At 32.7% G+C, this 14043-nt stretch carries 14 protein-coding genes; 11 read left to right on the plus strand and 3 right to left on the minus strand.

Annotation, left to right across the window (positions count from 1 at the left end; all coding sequences use genetic code 11):
* Nucleotides 1–85: 85 nt before the first annotated feature.
* The 6 genes from HB672_RS08635 (at nt 86) to raiA (ending at nt 7180) form a co-directional block, all read left to right on the plus strand.
* The gene (locus HB672_RS08635; RefSeq protein ID WP_167611030.1) at nt 86–973 is read left to right on the plus strand and encodes a dienelactone hydrolase family protein; all 888 of its coding nucleotides are present in this window, start codon (nt 86–88) and stop codon (nt 971–973) included.
* A 9-nt stretch (nt 974–982) separates the two neighbouring features.
* Entirely contained in the window at nt 983–2167 is a 1185-nt protein-coding gene (locus HB672_RS08640; RefSeq protein WP_167611033.1) for an NAD-dependent epimerase/dehydratase family protein, read from the plus strand.
* A gap of 58 nt (nt 2168–2225) precedes the next feature.
* Entirely contained in the window at nt 2226–3866 is a 1641-nt protein-coding gene (locus HB672_RS08645) for an AMP-binding protein (RefSeq protein ID WP_167611036.1), read from the plus strand.
* Nucleotides 3867–3931: 65 nt separating this feature from the next.
* A complete protein-coding gene (locus tag HB672_RS08650) occupies nt 3932–5044 on the plus strand; it encodes a hypothetical protein (protein WP_167611038.1) in 1113 nt (370 codons plus the stop codon).
* Nucleotides 5045–5166: 122 nt separating this feature from the next.
* Nucleotides 5167–6795: an alanine/glycine:cation symporter family protein gene (locus HB672_RS08655; RefSeq protein ID WP_167611041.1), complete on the plus strand. Its 1629-nt coding sequence runs from the start codon at nt 5167–5169 to the stop codon at nt 6793–6795.
* Nucleotides 6796–6880: 85 nt separating this feature from the next.
* Nucleotides 6881–7180 (plus strand): ribosome-associated translation inhibitor RaiA, encoded by a 300-nt coding sequence (gene raiA / locus HB672_RS08660; RefSeq protein ID WP_167611043.1) that lies wholly within the window; start codon nt 6881–6883, stop codon nt 7178–7180.
* A gap of 39 nt (nt 7181–7219) precedes the next feature.
* Here the strand turns inward: raiA and rlmH are convergent, their stop codons facing one another.
* The gene (rlmH, locus tag HB672_RS08665) at nt 7220–7693 is read right to left on the minus strand and encodes a 23S rRNA (pseudouridine(1915)-N(3))-methyltransferase RlmH (protein ID WP_167611046.1); all 474 of its coding nucleotides are present in this window, start codon (nt 7691–7693) and stop codon (nt 7220–7222) included.
* Nucleotides 7694–7702: 9 nt separating this feature from the next.
* On the minus strand, nt 7703–8143 hold the full coding sequence (locus HB672_RS08670) for a DoxX family protein (RefSeq protein WP_167611049.1): 441 nt from the start codon (nt 8141–8143) through the stop codon (nt 7703–7705).
* Nucleotides 8144–8242: 99 nt separating this feature from the next.
* Between HB672_RS08670 and nadC the strand changes: the two genes are divergently transcribed.
* From nadC to priA, 3 genes are read left to right on the plus strand one after another with little or no spacing between them, the layout of a single operon-like run.
* Nucleotides 8243–9100 (plus strand): carboxylating nicotinate-nucleotide diphosphorylase, encoded by an 858-nt coding sequence (gene nadC, locus HB672_RS08675; RefSeq protein WP_167611052.1) that lies wholly within the window; start codon nt 8243–8245, stop codon nt 9098–9100.
* The gene (locus HB672_RS08680) at nt 9101–10039 is read left to right on the plus strand and encodes a YihY/virulence factor BrkB family protein (RefSeq protein ID WP_167611054.1); all 939 of its coding nucleotides are present in this window, start codon (nt 9101–9103) and stop codon (nt 10037–10039) included.
* Nucleotide 10040: 1 nt separating this feature from the next.
* Nucleotides 10041–12506, plus strand: a complete 2466-nt coding sequence (gene priA / locus HB672_RS08685; RefSeq protein ID WP_167611057.1) for a primosomal protein N' — start codon at nt 10041–10043, stop codon at nt 12504–12506.
* 4 nt (nt 12507–12510) lie between these two features.
* On the opposite strand, the gene HB672_RS08690 is transcribed toward priA, so the two are convergent.
* A complete protein-coding gene (locus tag HB672_RS08690; protein ID WP_136842991.1) occupies nt 12511–13206 on the minus strand; it encodes a LytTR family DNA-binding domain-containing protein in 696 nt (231 codons plus the stop codon).
* Nucleotides 13207–13404: 198 nt separating this feature from the next.
* On the opposite strand from HB672_RS08690, the gene rpsF reads away from it, so the two are divergent.
* Nucleotides 13405–13743, plus strand: coding sequence for a 30S ribosomal protein S6 (gene rpsF, locus HB672_RS08695; RefSeq protein WP_167611060.1), 339 nt, complete (start codon nt 13405–13407; stop codon nt 13741–13743).
* Nucleotides 13743–14042, plus strand: coding sequence for a 30S ribosomal protein S18 (gene rpsR / locus HB672_RS08700; RefSeq protein WP_348272555.1), 300 nt, complete (start codon nt 13743–13745; stop codon nt 14040–14042). The genes rpsF and rpsR overlap by 1 nt, the downstream gene beginning before the upstream one ends.
* Nucleotide 14043 lies beyond the last annotated feature (1 nt).

Genomic DNA, 14043 nt, shown 5'->3' on the forward strand with positions numbered 1-14043 from the left:
ATTTTGAGAGTTAAAGCACAAAAATAATTTAATATTTATCTAAATCTAAAATTTTACTATCTTGATACAAACAAAACTATTCCTTATGAGTTTATTAAAAAAAGAAGATATCAAACAAGAAGTATTTGATCTTTACGACGATTATGCACATAATAAAATTGACAGAAGACAATTTGCAGAAAAACTCTCGCTATATGCTATTGGAGGGTTAACTGTATCGTCTCTACTAAGTTTTGTGTCTCCAAATTATGTAGACACTATTACAGTTAAGAAAGATGACCCTAGATTAGAATCTAAGTATGTCAATTACGATTCTCCAAAAGGTGGAGGGTCTATAAAAGGGCTATTGTCTAAGCCATCCAATACAAAAAAGAAGCTACCAGGTATTGTTGTTGTTCATGAGAACAGAGGATTGAATCCTTATATTGAAGATACTGGCAGAAGAGCTGCTTTAGAAGGTTTTATCTCTATTGCACCTGATGCTTTAACACCTCTTGGAGGTTATCCTGGAAATGATGATGAAGGAAGAACAATGCAACGAAAGCGAGATAGAAATGAAATGCTAGAAGATTTTATTGCGGCCTTTAATTATTTAAAAAATCACAAGGATTGTGATGGAAATGTTGGTGTTGTAGGGTTTTGTTTTGGAGGATGGATTTCTAATATGATGGCTGTTCGTGTACCTGATTTAAAAGGAGCAGTTCCGTTTTATGGTGGTCAACCGTCTGATGAAGATGCAGCAAAAATAAAATCACCTTTATTACTGCAATTTGCAGGATTGGATAAACGAGTAAATGCTGGATGGGAAGATTATGAAAAAGTATTAAAGGCTAATAAGATTGAGCATACTGCACATTTTTACCCAGATGTAAATCATGGATTTCATAATAACACAACACCAAGATATGACGAAGCTGCAGCAAATTTAGCTTGGATAAGAACTATCGATTTTTTCAAGAAACATCTCAAATAATTTTATAGAATGACAAAAAAACCAACCACTAGAAGGCAATTTATTGAAAGAGGAGCAAAACTTGGAATTGCAATTCCATTAATAAGTTCAGGTTTATTAGGGTGTAATTTTAATGAAGAAAAAAAAGTAGCCACAACTAAGGCTTCTTCAAAAAAACTAAACATACTAATTTTAGGCGGAACTAGTTTTCTGGGACCACATCAAATAGCTTATGCTTTAGGTCGCGGACATTCAGTATCGACTTTCACTAGAGGGAAAACAAAACCAACAATTCATCAAGAGTTATTTAAAAATGTAACATCATTAGTTGGAGATAGAAATAATGATTTATCAGCTTTAGAAACTGGTACTTGGGACGTGGTGATTGATAACTCTGGGCGAGATGTTGAGTGGACTAAAAATTCAGCTGAATTATTAAAGGATAGAACAGACTTGTATTTATATACATCATCTACAGGCGTATATTATCCTTATTTAACAGATGATATTAATGAGGATACAAAAGTTCTTTTAGAAGAACCAGAAACACTTGAAGATGAAGAAATGCGCATCGAGTATTGGTATGGTGTGATGAAAGCTAATTCAGAATTAGCAGCAAAAAAAGCCTATGGAGAAGATAGAACCATTATCGTAAGACCTACATATATGTTTGGACCTGCCGATAAAACCAACAGGTTTGTACATTGGCCTTTGCGATTATCTAAAGGAGGAGAGGTTTTAGTTCTAGGAAAGCCTCAAGACCCTGTACAATATATAGATGTACGTGATGTGGCAGAGTTTATGATTCGCCTAATTGAAGAAAAACATACAGATACTTTTAATGCGGCTGGTCCTAAAACTGCTCAGAATATGTATGATTTTGTTGAAGAAGCTAGTAAGGCGTTTGATGTAGAACATACCTTTGTAAAAGTTGATGACTATGAGTTTTTAAAAGCAAATAAAGTACCTTACTTAGTGCCATGGATAATGCCTGAAGGCAATAACTATGGGTCTGCTAGAGCAAATATAGATAAAGCTTTGGCTGCTGGTTTAACCTATAGAGATTTACCAACTTCTATTAGAGAGACTTATAATTGGTGGCATTCTGATGGAGTGACCGACGAAATACGTCAAAAATTTGAAGGAAATACCAAGAATGTTTTTAACCGGGAAGCAGAAATTATTGCCGCATGGAAAAAGCATAAAAACAGTTGATTTTAATTAATTACTATCCCAGACATAAAAGCTTAACTGACTAACTAACTCAAAACTGATGTCAAAATTTAAAACACCTTTAGAAGCTTTCCTGTACTGGGAAAAGCATACTCCAGATATTATTTTTTTAAAACAACCTATAGATGGTAAGTATATTACGCATACCTACAAAGAAGCTGGTATTGAAATAAGAAAAATTGTATCGGCATTAAAAACATATAACTTATCTGAAAGGAGTCATGTTGCTTTGTTATCAAAAAACTGTGCGCATTGGATTATGGCTGATATTGCTATTATGATGGCAGGGTTTGTATCAATTCCTATTTACCCAACGCTAAATGCGTCATCTATAAACCAAATATTAGTACATAGCGAATCTAAAGCCATCATTATCGGGAAGCTTGATGATTATGAATCACAAAAATCGGGTGTTCCAGACATTCCAAAAATTAGTGTTGGGTTACATGGGCAATCTGATGGGGAGCTTTGGGAAGAATTAATAAAGAAACATTCACCATCAGAATCAATTCATACACAACAACCAGATGATTTGCATACCATAATTTATACATCTGGAACCACAGGAGTGCCAAAAGGAGTAATGCATACTTCAGGTAATTTAATGGTAAGTGCGCACACACTTACCGAGATTTTCAAGTTGCCAAATAACATTAAATTATTCTCGTATTTACCTTTAGCACATGTTGCTGAACGCGTATTGATTAACGCAGGAGTAAATCTTGGAGGCACCGTTGCCTTTGCCGAGTCTTTGGAAACTTTTGCATCTGATTTAGAAAAAACACAACCTCAAATTTTCTTTGCTGTACCGCGTATTTGGACAAAATTTAGAGAGAAAATTCTAGAATCAATTCCGCAAAAAAAGCTTAATGTGTTATTAAAAATTCCAATTCTTAATGGAATTATTAAGAACAAGTTAAAGCAAAAGTTAGGCCTTAAGGAGGCTGTTTTTATTTGTTCTGCTGCTGCACCAATAGCCTCGAGTTTAGTAAAGTGGTATAGGAAATTGGGCATCACAATTTATCAAGGCTATGGTATGACCGAGGATTGCTGTGTGTCACATTTTAATACTATTCGTGATGATAAAATTGGCACTGTCGGTAAAACGCTGTTTAATGTGAAAGCTAAACTATCTGAAGTAGGAGAGATTTGTGTTAAAAACGACTGCTTAATGAAGGGCTATTATAAAGAGCCAGAAATAACTGCTTCTGTTTTTGATGATGAAGGCTACTTAAAAACTGGTGATATTGGTGAATTTGACCACGATGGCTTTTTAACCATTACTGGACGTGTGAAAGACCAGTTTAAAACCGATAAAGGAAAATATATTTCACCATCTCATATAGAGCTTATACTATCAAAAAATACTGACATTGAACAAATATGTGTTGTAGGGACAGGAATTCCTCAGCCTATAGCATTAATAACCCTCAGTGAGTTAGGCAAAGTGAAAGACAAAAATGCTTTATCTGAAAGTTTACTAGAGAGTGTTGATGGTATGAACCCAACACTTGAAAAGCATGAGAAAATTGAAAAAGTGGTGATTATGAAAGAGGATTGGAATGTTGAAAATGGCTTAACGACACCAACCATGAAAGTAAAAAGAAATAGCATCGAGAAAATCCATGAAGAGTTTTACAAGGAGTGGTTCGAATTGGATGACAAAGTCATTTTTGAATAAAAAATATTCAACATCGAGCTATCGTTAATTTTTCGGTTATATTAGAAGTAAAAAGCGCACTTTACATGTCACTTAATTTTTTAAACTTTCAGCAAATTAGTAATGAGATTCTTTCTTTTTATGGTTGGTGGCAATTTTCAGTTTGCCTTTTTGCGTTTATAGCTTTAATCGCTATTTGGTGGCATATTGGCAAAAAACAAAACGATTTTGGGCAAGTATGGCTCGCACTTTCAGTGTTATGTTGGAGCTTATCTGGAGCATTTGAAATTTATTTTATTGAAACAAATACGACATCAGAAATAGTTGTAGATGGTTGGCGGAGCGTATGGTCTTTGCTAAATAGCTTATTTATTTTATTGGCTTTGCCTTGGTTTAGATATTTACCAGAACCTATTGGTCATATCATAAAATCAAAGTATTGGATTTATATTGTTGGTATTCCTTTTTTGTTTTCAATTTTACCAACCCTAAGTCGTATGGTATCAGGTACAGTGATTACAATGATAAATGAACTAGATGTCTACTATGCTATATTTACCTTAGGTTTCTTAGGATATGTTTTATGGGAGTCTTTTTTAAAACGACGACTAAAAGCACTAGCTTTTTTATCATTAGTTTGTATTCTGGTTGTTTTAGTTGCTCAAGTCTATAAACTTTCAGGCAACGATATTAACTTAACATTATTTTCGGCCATATTTAAAACATCCTTGATTATGATTTTCTTTGCTTTGGCATTAAGCTGGGTGAAAGAATTAGCCGAAAACGTCATTCCTGATTCTGATGACTTGCAGATAAAATTTCTTAAAAATAAATTATCATCTGGAAAGATGGAATATTTGGTGTTTTTGAAAGGTTTTCCAGGAGCTGAAAAGCGTAAAGTAAAATTAACTCCTGCGTTATTTGAGTTGTTTTCAAAATTTGCACAACGTAGACTATCTGATTATGAATGGTTAGAAATTAAACCTAAAAACTTTACTATGTCTAATAAAATCTTTGATATTAACGACTATAACGAAGTTAAAAGGTTGCTCATTGCTTTGTTGGATGGTGTTTATGGAAAAGACAGTTGGACTACAGACCATCACTTAAATCCACTAAAAGCATCGCTTTTTGAAATGTCTGAAAAGCGAGACAGAAAAATTCGTTTAAAAATTCCACAAGAGAATATTTCTTTGTAATTCAGTGTCTTGTGTGTTTTTGTCAGTAGTTTTTTTACTGACATTTTCATATTCTTTCTGATAAAGTCATTATAAAAAAAATCAATTTAAAACATTGCGCTCAAAATCATAACAATAGAATTATGGCTTCGAGACAGCGCATACTTACCATTATTTTAATTATAATTCCATTTATCAATCAAGCACAATCTAGGGGATTTGACGAACAGATTAATGATGCTTTTATGCCTTTTGCAACTTGGTGGGAAGGATTTATACTTTCCACTGTAAATATTTTCGGATTTGGAATTCCGATTGTATTAATTTTGTTGTTGCTCGGAGCCTTATTCTTTACTATTTACTTTGGTTTTGTTAATATCAAGCACTTTCCAACTGCTATTCAAGTGGTTCGAGGGAAGTATGATGATTTAGAGTCTTTAGATATAGAAACAACTTCTCATGTCCATGAAGTTGAAGGCGATATTATAGATACCATAAAAGACGAAAGCCATCATGGAGAGGTTAATCACTTTCAAGCTTTGGCAACTGCGGTTTCTGGAACCGTTGGATTGGGGAATATTGCTATGGTTGCAGTTGCTATTTCTATTGGAGGACCAGGCGCTACTTTTTGGATGATTATTGCTGGATTACTAGGTATGTCATCAAAATTCGTGGAGTGTACTTTAGGTGTGAAGTACAGAGATATTGATAGTGAAGGTAATGTCTATGGAGGTCCAATGTATTATTTATCCCGAGGACTTAAAGAAAGAAGGCTTGTTAGATTAGGAAAATTTTTAGCAATAGTTTTTTCTATACTTTGTATTGGAGCTTCGTTTGGCGGAGGAAATGCATTTCAAACCAATCAAGCAGCGGCACAAATTATTGAAAGATTTGGAATTGAAGGTTCAGCATCAGGCAGTATTATTGGAGTTGTTTTTGCTATAATTGTTGGTATTGTAATTATTGGAGGGATTAAGCGTATAGCAAAAGTGACTGAGAAGGTGGTTCCGTTAATGGCTGTGTTATATGTGGCTTCAGCATTATTTATTATTTTTTCAAATTTCAGCTTTGTCGATGATGCTATTAGTTTAATCATCACTGAAGCTTTCACACCTAAAGCGACTATTACTGGTGGCTTTATAGGAGTTATGATTCAAGGGTTTCGTCGTGCAGCATTTTCAAATGAAGCAGGTGCAGGCTCAGCAGCTATTGCCCATTCGGCTGTAAATACAAAGTATGCGGCTTCAGAGGGTCTTGTAGGTTTGTTAGAACCTTTTATTGATACTGTAGTTGTATGTTCTATGACGGCTATTATTATTGTCATGTTTAATATGGATGGTGCTTTTGTGTATGGAGATGTGTTAAATGGTCAAGCCTTAATGGCTGATGGTTCAAGACTTGGTGGAGTTAACTTAACTTCTATGGCATTTGATAATGCTATTCCTGGTTCGTCTTATGTTCTAGTGGTTGCTGTAACGTTATTTGCATTTTCTACTATTCTATCATGGTCGTATTATGGATTGCAATCTTGGAAGTATTTATTTGGAAGAGGAAAGTGGATTGACCTTTCTTATAAAATCATTTTTTTAATGTTTACAGTTCTGGGAGCAGCAATAACTTTGGATGCAGTTATTAAATTTTCCGATGCAATGATACTAGCTTTGGTTTTTCCTAATATGATTGGGTTATTACTATTATTTCCAAAGGTGAGAAATGAAATGAAACGTTATTTAAAAGCAATTAAAATGCTAAAGTTAAAAAATGCTGAATAATTTGTTAATCATATGATAATTGTCATCTAACTATTGAAATAAGTCTTGTATTTTTATGCTATTGTTAAACTTAATACAAAACACTATGACAATTAATATTCAATATGTGCATATGGCAACGAGTGAAGCTATGAACGAATATGTGACAGAAAAATTAAACAAACTTGGAAAAAAATACGATTGGATTATTGGAGCTGAAGTACAATTTGCAGTCGAACATAATGATAAAACTAAAGGGAAAATATGTAAAATGGAGTTGAGTTTACCTGGTCCAAGAATTTTTGCATCATCTAATGAAGGCAATTATGAAGATGCTGTAAAAAACACCATAAGCGATTTAGGAAAACAACTTAAAAAACGCAAGGAAATATACAAAACACATTAATGTAATAAAAAAGGGAGCTAATTTTAGCTCCCTTTTTTATTACCTATGGTGGTAAGGCTCATTTTTTAATATTGTGAACCCTCGATACAGTTGCTCAATAAAAAACAAGCGTACCATTTGGTGTGAAAATGTCATTTTAGATAAACTTAATTTTCCTTGTGCTTTTTGGTAAACCTCTTGAGAAAAACCATAGGGGCCACCAATTACAAAAATGAGTTGCTTAATGCCAGAATTCATGTGTTTTTGTAAGTAGTTAGAAAACCCAATGGAGTCTAGTTGTTTTCCGTTTTCATCTAATAAAATAAGCACATCTGATGTGTTTACTTTATTTAAAATTAAATCACCTTCTTTTTGTTTTTGTTGGGCTTCACTTAGATTTTTTGAGTTTTTTATATCAGGTATTATCTCAAGATTAAACTTAATATAAAAGCCTAAACGCTTTGTGTACCCATCTATGAGTTGTTGTAATTGTTTGTTGTCGGTTTTGCCAATGGCTAGAAGCGTGATTTGCATATAGTAATATTACCTTTCAAATATAATAGAAACTATTTGTTTCAGCTTTTCATAATCCCAAAATAATAGATATAGATTTGCTAGTAGCATTAACCCAGCAATTATTGGAGTGCCCTTAAAATTCATAGACACCACAATAATAAAAATATTAATGATTATTGGTAAGTAGAGTATGGCTCCAAAAAACGCTGTCCTAGGTATTAATAGCAATACACCTACTAGTAGCTGCATAAAACCTAAGAAATTCCAGTAAAATCCAGTGCGATATAAGCCTTCAAAAAAGAAACCAACAGATGTGTCTATTCCTAAAATAGTAAAGCGTTCTCCCAATACCTTTTTTAAACCAGAAGGCAAAAAAACTAAGAATAATAATATTCTCGTTCCCCAAGTAAAAAGTACAAATAGGCGTTTATTGTGTATACGATTATGAAGTTTTTCAATGTTAGTCATTGTAATCGTTTATTTTAAGACGAATAATATCAATTGTTGTTACTTTTTGACTGTAAATTATAAAAATCAATCACTATTTTAGCACTAAAGTTTTAGAAAATGATATCGCAAGCGCAATTTCAAAAAGAAATAGATTTAATAATAACTAATGCCGTTAGGGAAGATGTTGGCGATGGTGACCATAGCTCATTATCGTGTATTCCAAGTGCAGCAAAAGGAAAAGCGAAACTACTAGTTAAAGACAAAGGCGTTATAGCTGGTGTTGAATTTGCAAAGCAAGTATTTGCTTATGTTGATGAAAATATGACTGTTGAAACATTAATTGAAGATGGAAGCTCTGTTAATTATGGAGATATTGTGTTTTATGTAGAAGGTGCATCACAATCTATTTTAAAAGCAGAACGTTTAGTTTTAAATGCTATGCAGCGCATGAGTGCGATTGCAACTAAAACCAAAACATTTGTTGATTTATTAGAAGGAACTGGAACGAAAATATTAGACACTAGAAAGACTACTCCTGGTATTAGGGCTCTGGAAAAATGGGCTGTAAAAATTGGAGGAGGTGAAAATCATAGGTTTGCATTGTACGACATGATTATGTTAAAAGACAACCATATAGACTTTGCCGGAGGTATCACAAAAGCTATTAATAAAACCAAAACGTATTTAAAAGAAACCAATAGGGATTTAAAAATTATTGTTGAAGCAAGAAGTCTTAAAGAAATTGAAGAAATTTTAGAAAGCGATGGTATTTACCGAATTTTAATTGATAATTTTAATTATGAAGATACGCGTAATGCGGTTGAGTTAATTGGAGATAAGTGTTTAACAGAATCTTCTGGAGGCATTAACGAAAAAACTGTACGTAAATATGCAGAGTGTGGTGTAGACTTCATTTCTAGTGGAGCTTTAACACATTCGGTGTATAATATGGATTTAAGCTTAAAAGCTGTGTAAATGACCAAACATATTGAAGAACGATTAGATAAGATTCCTGTTATTAACTTGGTAGTTAGGTTTTTAAAAAACATTAAGCTTCCAGGTTTTGAGGGATTGTCTTTGTATGATCTTCTAGAGATGTACACGATTGGTATAGTTCAAGGCGCTTTAACAACACGAGCAAGCGCTATAGCTTTTAATTTTTTTACAGCTATTTTCCCTTTTTTACTGTTTATTATTATCATTATTCCAGTAATACCATTTGAGAATTTTCAAGTAGACTTTTTAGATTTTCTCGACTCTTTTTTACCACCTCAAACATCCGATTTTTTTAACGAAAATATATTTAACAATATTAGTGTAGATAGCCAAGGAGGTTTGCTTTGGGCAATACTTATCTTGTCTATTATATTAATGGCAAATGGTGTAAGTGCTGTGTTTTCAGGGTTTGAGTACTCATACCATAAGCAACTCACCAGAAGCGTGTTTAAACAGTATTTATACGCTTTAGGAGTTGCAATAATCCTAGCGTTTTTATTAATTGTTACTGTTGGAGTGTTTGGGTATTTCCAAATTTATATCATTCAGCCACTATATGAAGGAATAAGTGGTCAAGATATTGAAACCTCATCTGGTTTGTCTTGGATAATTTTTGGGAAATACATGTTCTTTACGGTTATGTTATATATAGCAACCGCTACTTTGTATTATTTTGGAACAAAAGAAGGAAAACACTCTAAGTTCTTTTCGGTAGGTGCTTTGTTTACAACTTTACTAATTCTATTAACTTCCTATCTTTTTGGAGTATATATAGAGAATTTTTCTAAGTATAACGAGTTGTATGGTTCTATTGGAGCTTTGTTGATTTTGTTATTCTACTTATGGTTAAATTCAAATATTTTGCTCTTGGGGTATGAACTTAATGCTTCTTTGCAGCAATTAAAGCGTAAGTTTTAGTATGTTTAATTCAAGCTATTTTATAGACGTCATACTACCAATTCCACTAGAAAAACAATTCACTTATGCTATAACTAAAGCAGAATCAGGATTTTTAAAAACAGGAATGCATGTTGCTGTACCTTTTGGAAAACGTAAAATATATACAGCACTTGTTTTAAGCATCCATCAAAATGCTCCTGAAGCCTACGAAGCAAAAGAAATTCACCAAATCCTCGATGAGCAACCCATAGTTAATGAGTTTCAAATAACTCTTTGGCAATGGATGGCCAATTACTATATGTGTACGCTTGGCGATATTTTAAGAGCTGCATTACCTAGTGCTTTTTTATTGGAAAGTGAGACAAATATTATTTTAAATAAGGATGAGGAGGTTGACGATTTACAACTAAAAGACGATGAATTCTTGGTTTTTGAAGCGTTGCAATATCAGTCTAGTTTAAAGATTGAAGATATTAGCAATATCCTTGATAAAAAAAATGTATTTCCAGTTATAAAAAGACTTTTAGAAAAAAGTGTCATAAATGTTGAAGAGGAGTTATATGAAAAATACAAACCAAAATTAATTAGGTATGTAAAATTGAATGATATTTATAGTGTAGATGATACTCTAAATGTGTTGATGGAAACTTTAAGTCGTGCACCAAAACAACGAGAAATAATCATGTCGCTTTTCATGTTAAAATCGGCTTCAAAAAAACCAATAAAAGTATCCGATGTATTAGAAAAAAGTAAGGCTTCTTCAGCTCAGGTAAAAGCGTTAATTGATAAAGAAATATTAGAAGAATACTATTTAAAAACTGATAGGGTTTCCTTTGAAAAGGATGAGATTTCAGAGTCAAAGTCTTTAAATAAAGACCAAGAAATTACTTTAAATGAGATAATTAAATCATTTGAAAATCAAAATGTTAATTTATTACATGGCGTTACATCATCTGGAAAAACAGAAATCTATGTAAAGCTTATTGAAGAGGTTTTAAAACAAGAAAAACAGGTATTGTATTTAGTGCCAGAAATCGCGTTAACCTCTCAATTAGTAAACAGATTAAGCACGTATTTTGGTAATCAAATTGCGGTATATCATTCACGTTATTCTTTGAATGAACGTGTTGAGGTTTGGAATCAGGTATTAGACAATTCTGACAAGGCAAAAGTGATCCTTGGTGCACGTTCATCCGTGTTTTTGCCTTTTAGTAATTTAGGGTTAATTATTGTCGATGAAGAACATGAGCAATCTTATAAACAATTCGACCCAGCACCACGCTATAATGCAAGAGATACTGCTATAGTGCTTGCTAATTTATTTAAAGCCAAAACACTCTTGGGTTCTGCTACGCCAAGTATTGAGAGCTACTATAATGCAGTTAAAGAGAAAAAGTACGGTTTTACTGAGTTACATACACGTTATAATGATGTGTTAATGCCAGAAATTGAACTTGTGGATATTAAAGACAAGCAGAAGCGTAAACGTATGCAAGGTCATTTTAGTGATAGGCTTATTGAAGAAATAAACGAAGCTTTAGACAATGATAATCAAATAATATTATTCCAAAATCGTAGAGGGTTTTCGCCAATTATTGAGTGTAACACTTGTGGTCATTCACCACAATGCTCTAATTGTGATGTGAGTTTAACTTATCACCAATATAAAAATCAATTACGTTGTCATTATTGTGGGTATGCTATTGCAATGCCTAAAAATTGTGCGGCTTGCGGTAGTAGTGAGCTAGACAATAAAGGTTTTGGTACTGAGCAAATAGAGGAGGAGGTTAAAACGTTGTTCCCAAAAGTAAGAGTGGCTAGAATGGATTTAGATACCACTAGAGGGAAATATAGTTACGAACGTATAATTCATTCTTTTGAACAGCATGAGGTAGATGTACTAGTAGGTACACAAATGGTAACTAAAGGCTTAGATTTTAGAAATGTGAAACTAGTTGGTATTATGAATGCTGATAGTCTATTGAATTTTCCTGATTTTAGAGCTCATGAGCGTAGTTTTCAATTGATGCAGCAAGTAGCAGGGAGAGCAGGTAGAACTGATGTAAGAGGAAAAGTGCTTATTCAAACCTACAATCCTTATCATAAAATTTTACAACAAGTATCTACTAATGATTATCTAGGAATGTTTTATGAGCAATTGGATGAACGACATAATTATAAATACCCACCAATTTACAGACTTATTAAAATAACCTTAAAACATAGAGATTATAATAAAGTAAACGATGGAGCAGAGTGGATGGCAAAATCTTTTAGACAAGTGTTTAAACAACATGTGTTAGGTCCTGAGTTTCCACCAATTTCTAGAATTAGAAATCAGTATCATAAAAACATACTTATAAAAATCCCTCAAAATCAATCTTTATCAAAAACAAAAGAAGCTATTCTTAAAATAAAGAACAGCTTCTTAAGTATCAAAGATTTTCGTCCGATTAAAGTAATTTTAAATGTCGATAATTATTAATGTTTTAAATATTATTTAAAGCATCTACCAATTGGGTCTTTTTATTCCTACTTAAAGGAATTTCGTAAGCTCCAACTTCAACATTTTTACTATTAAAGCGATCAATTTTATCTAAATTAACGATATAAGATTTATGAATTCTTAAGAATTTACCTTCTGGTAACTCTGCTTCAAAAGCCTTCATAGTAGATAATACCACTAAGCTATTTTCTTCGGTCACTAATTTTACATAGTCACCAAGAGCTTCAATCCATTTTATATCCTTAATGTAAACCTTTCTCTTTTTTAAATTACTCTTTACAAAAATGTGCTCACCATCAGTCTCTTTAAAGTCCAGCGTTAGTTTATGCTGCTCTAGAGCTTTATCTACGGCAGTATTAAAGCGTTCTCTTGTAATTGGTTTTTGTAGATAATCTGTAGCATCGTAATTAAATGCTTTAAATGCATACTCTGTTTTACCTGTGACGAAAATAATTTGGGGTTTATTATTTAGTACGTCTAGTAATTCAAAGCCATTTAAAACAGGCATTTCGATATCCAGAAAGATTAAGTCTACTTTGTGAGTATTGAGTCCGTTCTTAGTTTCCAGGGCGCTGCTATATTCTGCAATCAAGTTAAGAGAAGGGTGATTCTCAATAAGCTTGACTATAGATAAGCGTTGGATTGCGGAGTCATCTACAACAACACAGTTTAAAGTCATAACATTTCTTGTTTTAGGTTAAGATATCGACAATAGTACAAAAAATTCGGTTAAAAACCAAAAAACGTCGATAAACTGTTTTGATTAACAAAATTTTAACATTTATTTAGGAATGAAAAAATACCTATAAAATTGTTGCCATAACAATAAAAAATACCTATTTTTGCAGCCATTTTAAACATAAATAAATAATTTAATATGAATCATTACGAAACTGTTTTCATCTTGAATCCCGTTTTATCTGAAGACCAGATAAAGGAAACAGTAAAGAAATACGAAGATTTTCTTGTTTCTAAAGGTGCAAAGATGATAGCTAAAGAAGATTGGGGACTAAAAAAATTAGCCTACCCAATTCAAAACAAAAAGAGTGGATTTTATCACTTATTCGAATACCAAGTAGCTGGCGAAGTTATTGACCCTCTTGAGGTAGAATTTAGAAGAGACGAGCGTTTTATGCGTTATTTAACGGTAGCTTTAGATAAGCATGCTGTGTCTTGGGCAGAAAGAAGAAGAGTTAAACTTAAAGAAAAAGCGTAATTATGTCATCTATAGAACAACAATCTAAAGGAAAAAAAGAAGGGGAAATTAGATATTTAACTCCTCTTAACATAGATACTAGCAAGAAAAAGAAGTATTGTATGTTTCAGAAGACTGGAATCAAGTATGTTGATTACAAAGATCCAGACTTTTTAATGAGATTTATAAACGAACAAGGGAAGATTTTACCAAGACGTCTTACAGGTACTTCATTGAAATACCAACGTAAAGTTGCTGTTGCAGTAAAAAGAGCGCGTCACTTGGCGTTAATGCCTTACGTAGCCGATTTATTAAAATAAA

The organism is Gaetbulibacter sp. S0825 (assembly GCF_011777505.1).
In the GTDB taxonomy this organism is placed as follows: Bacteria; Bacteroidota; Bacteroidia; order Flavobacteriales; family Flavobacteriaceae; genus Pontimicrobium.

Excerpts from the sequence above, each read along its gene's own strand:
- HB672_RS08635 (WP_167611030.1), top strand. The coding sequence starts at position 86 with ATGAGTTTATTAAAAAAAGAAGATATCAAACAAGAAGTATTTGATCTT.
- HB672_RS08640 (WP_167611033.1), top strand. The coding sequence starts at position 983 with ATGACAAAAAAACCAACCACTAGAAGGCAATTTATTGAAAGAGGAGCA.
- HB672_RS08645 (WP_167611036.1), top strand. The coding sequence starts at position 2,226 with ATGTCAAAATTTAAAACACCTTTAGAAGCTTTCCTGTACTGGGAAAAG.
- HB672_RS08650 (WP_167611038.1), top strand. The coding sequence starts at position 3,932 with ATGTCACTTAATTTTTTAAACTTTCAGCAAATTAGTAATGAGATTCTT.
- HB672_RS08655 (WP_167611041.1), top strand. The coding sequence starts at position 5,167 with ATGGCTTCGAGACAGCGCATACTTACCATTATTTTAATTATAATTCCA.
- raiA (WP_167611043.1), top strand. The coding sequence starts at position 6,881 with ATGACAATTAATATTCAATATGTGCATATGGCAACGAGTGAAGCTATG.
- rlmH (WP_167611046.1), bottom strand. The coding sequence starts at position 7,693 with ATGCAAATCACGCTTCTAGCCATTGGCAAAACCGACAACAAACAATTA.
- HB672_RS08670 (WP_167611049.1), bottom strand. The coding sequence starts at position 8,143 with ATGACTAACATTGAAAAACTTCATAATCGTATACACAATAAACGCCTA.
- nadC (WP_167611052.1), top strand. The coding sequence starts at position 8,243 with ATGATATCGCAAGCGCAATTTCAAAAAGAAATAGATTTAATAATAACT.
- HB672_RS08680 (WP_167611054.1), top strand. The coding sequence starts at position 9,101 with ATGACCAAACATATTGAAGAACGATTAGATAAGATTCCTGTTATTAAC.
- priA (WP_167611057.1), top strand. The coding sequence starts at position 10,041 with ATGTTTAATTCAAGCTATTTTATAGACGTCATACTACCAATTCCACTA.
- HB672_RS08690 (WP_136842991.1), bottom strand. The coding sequence starts at position 13,206 with ATGACTTTAAACTGTGTTGTTGTAGATGACTCCGCAATCCAACGCTTA.
- rpsF (WP_167611060.1), top strand. The coding sequence starts at position 13,405 with ATGAATCATTACGAAACTGTTTTCATCTTGAATCCCGTTTTATCTGAA.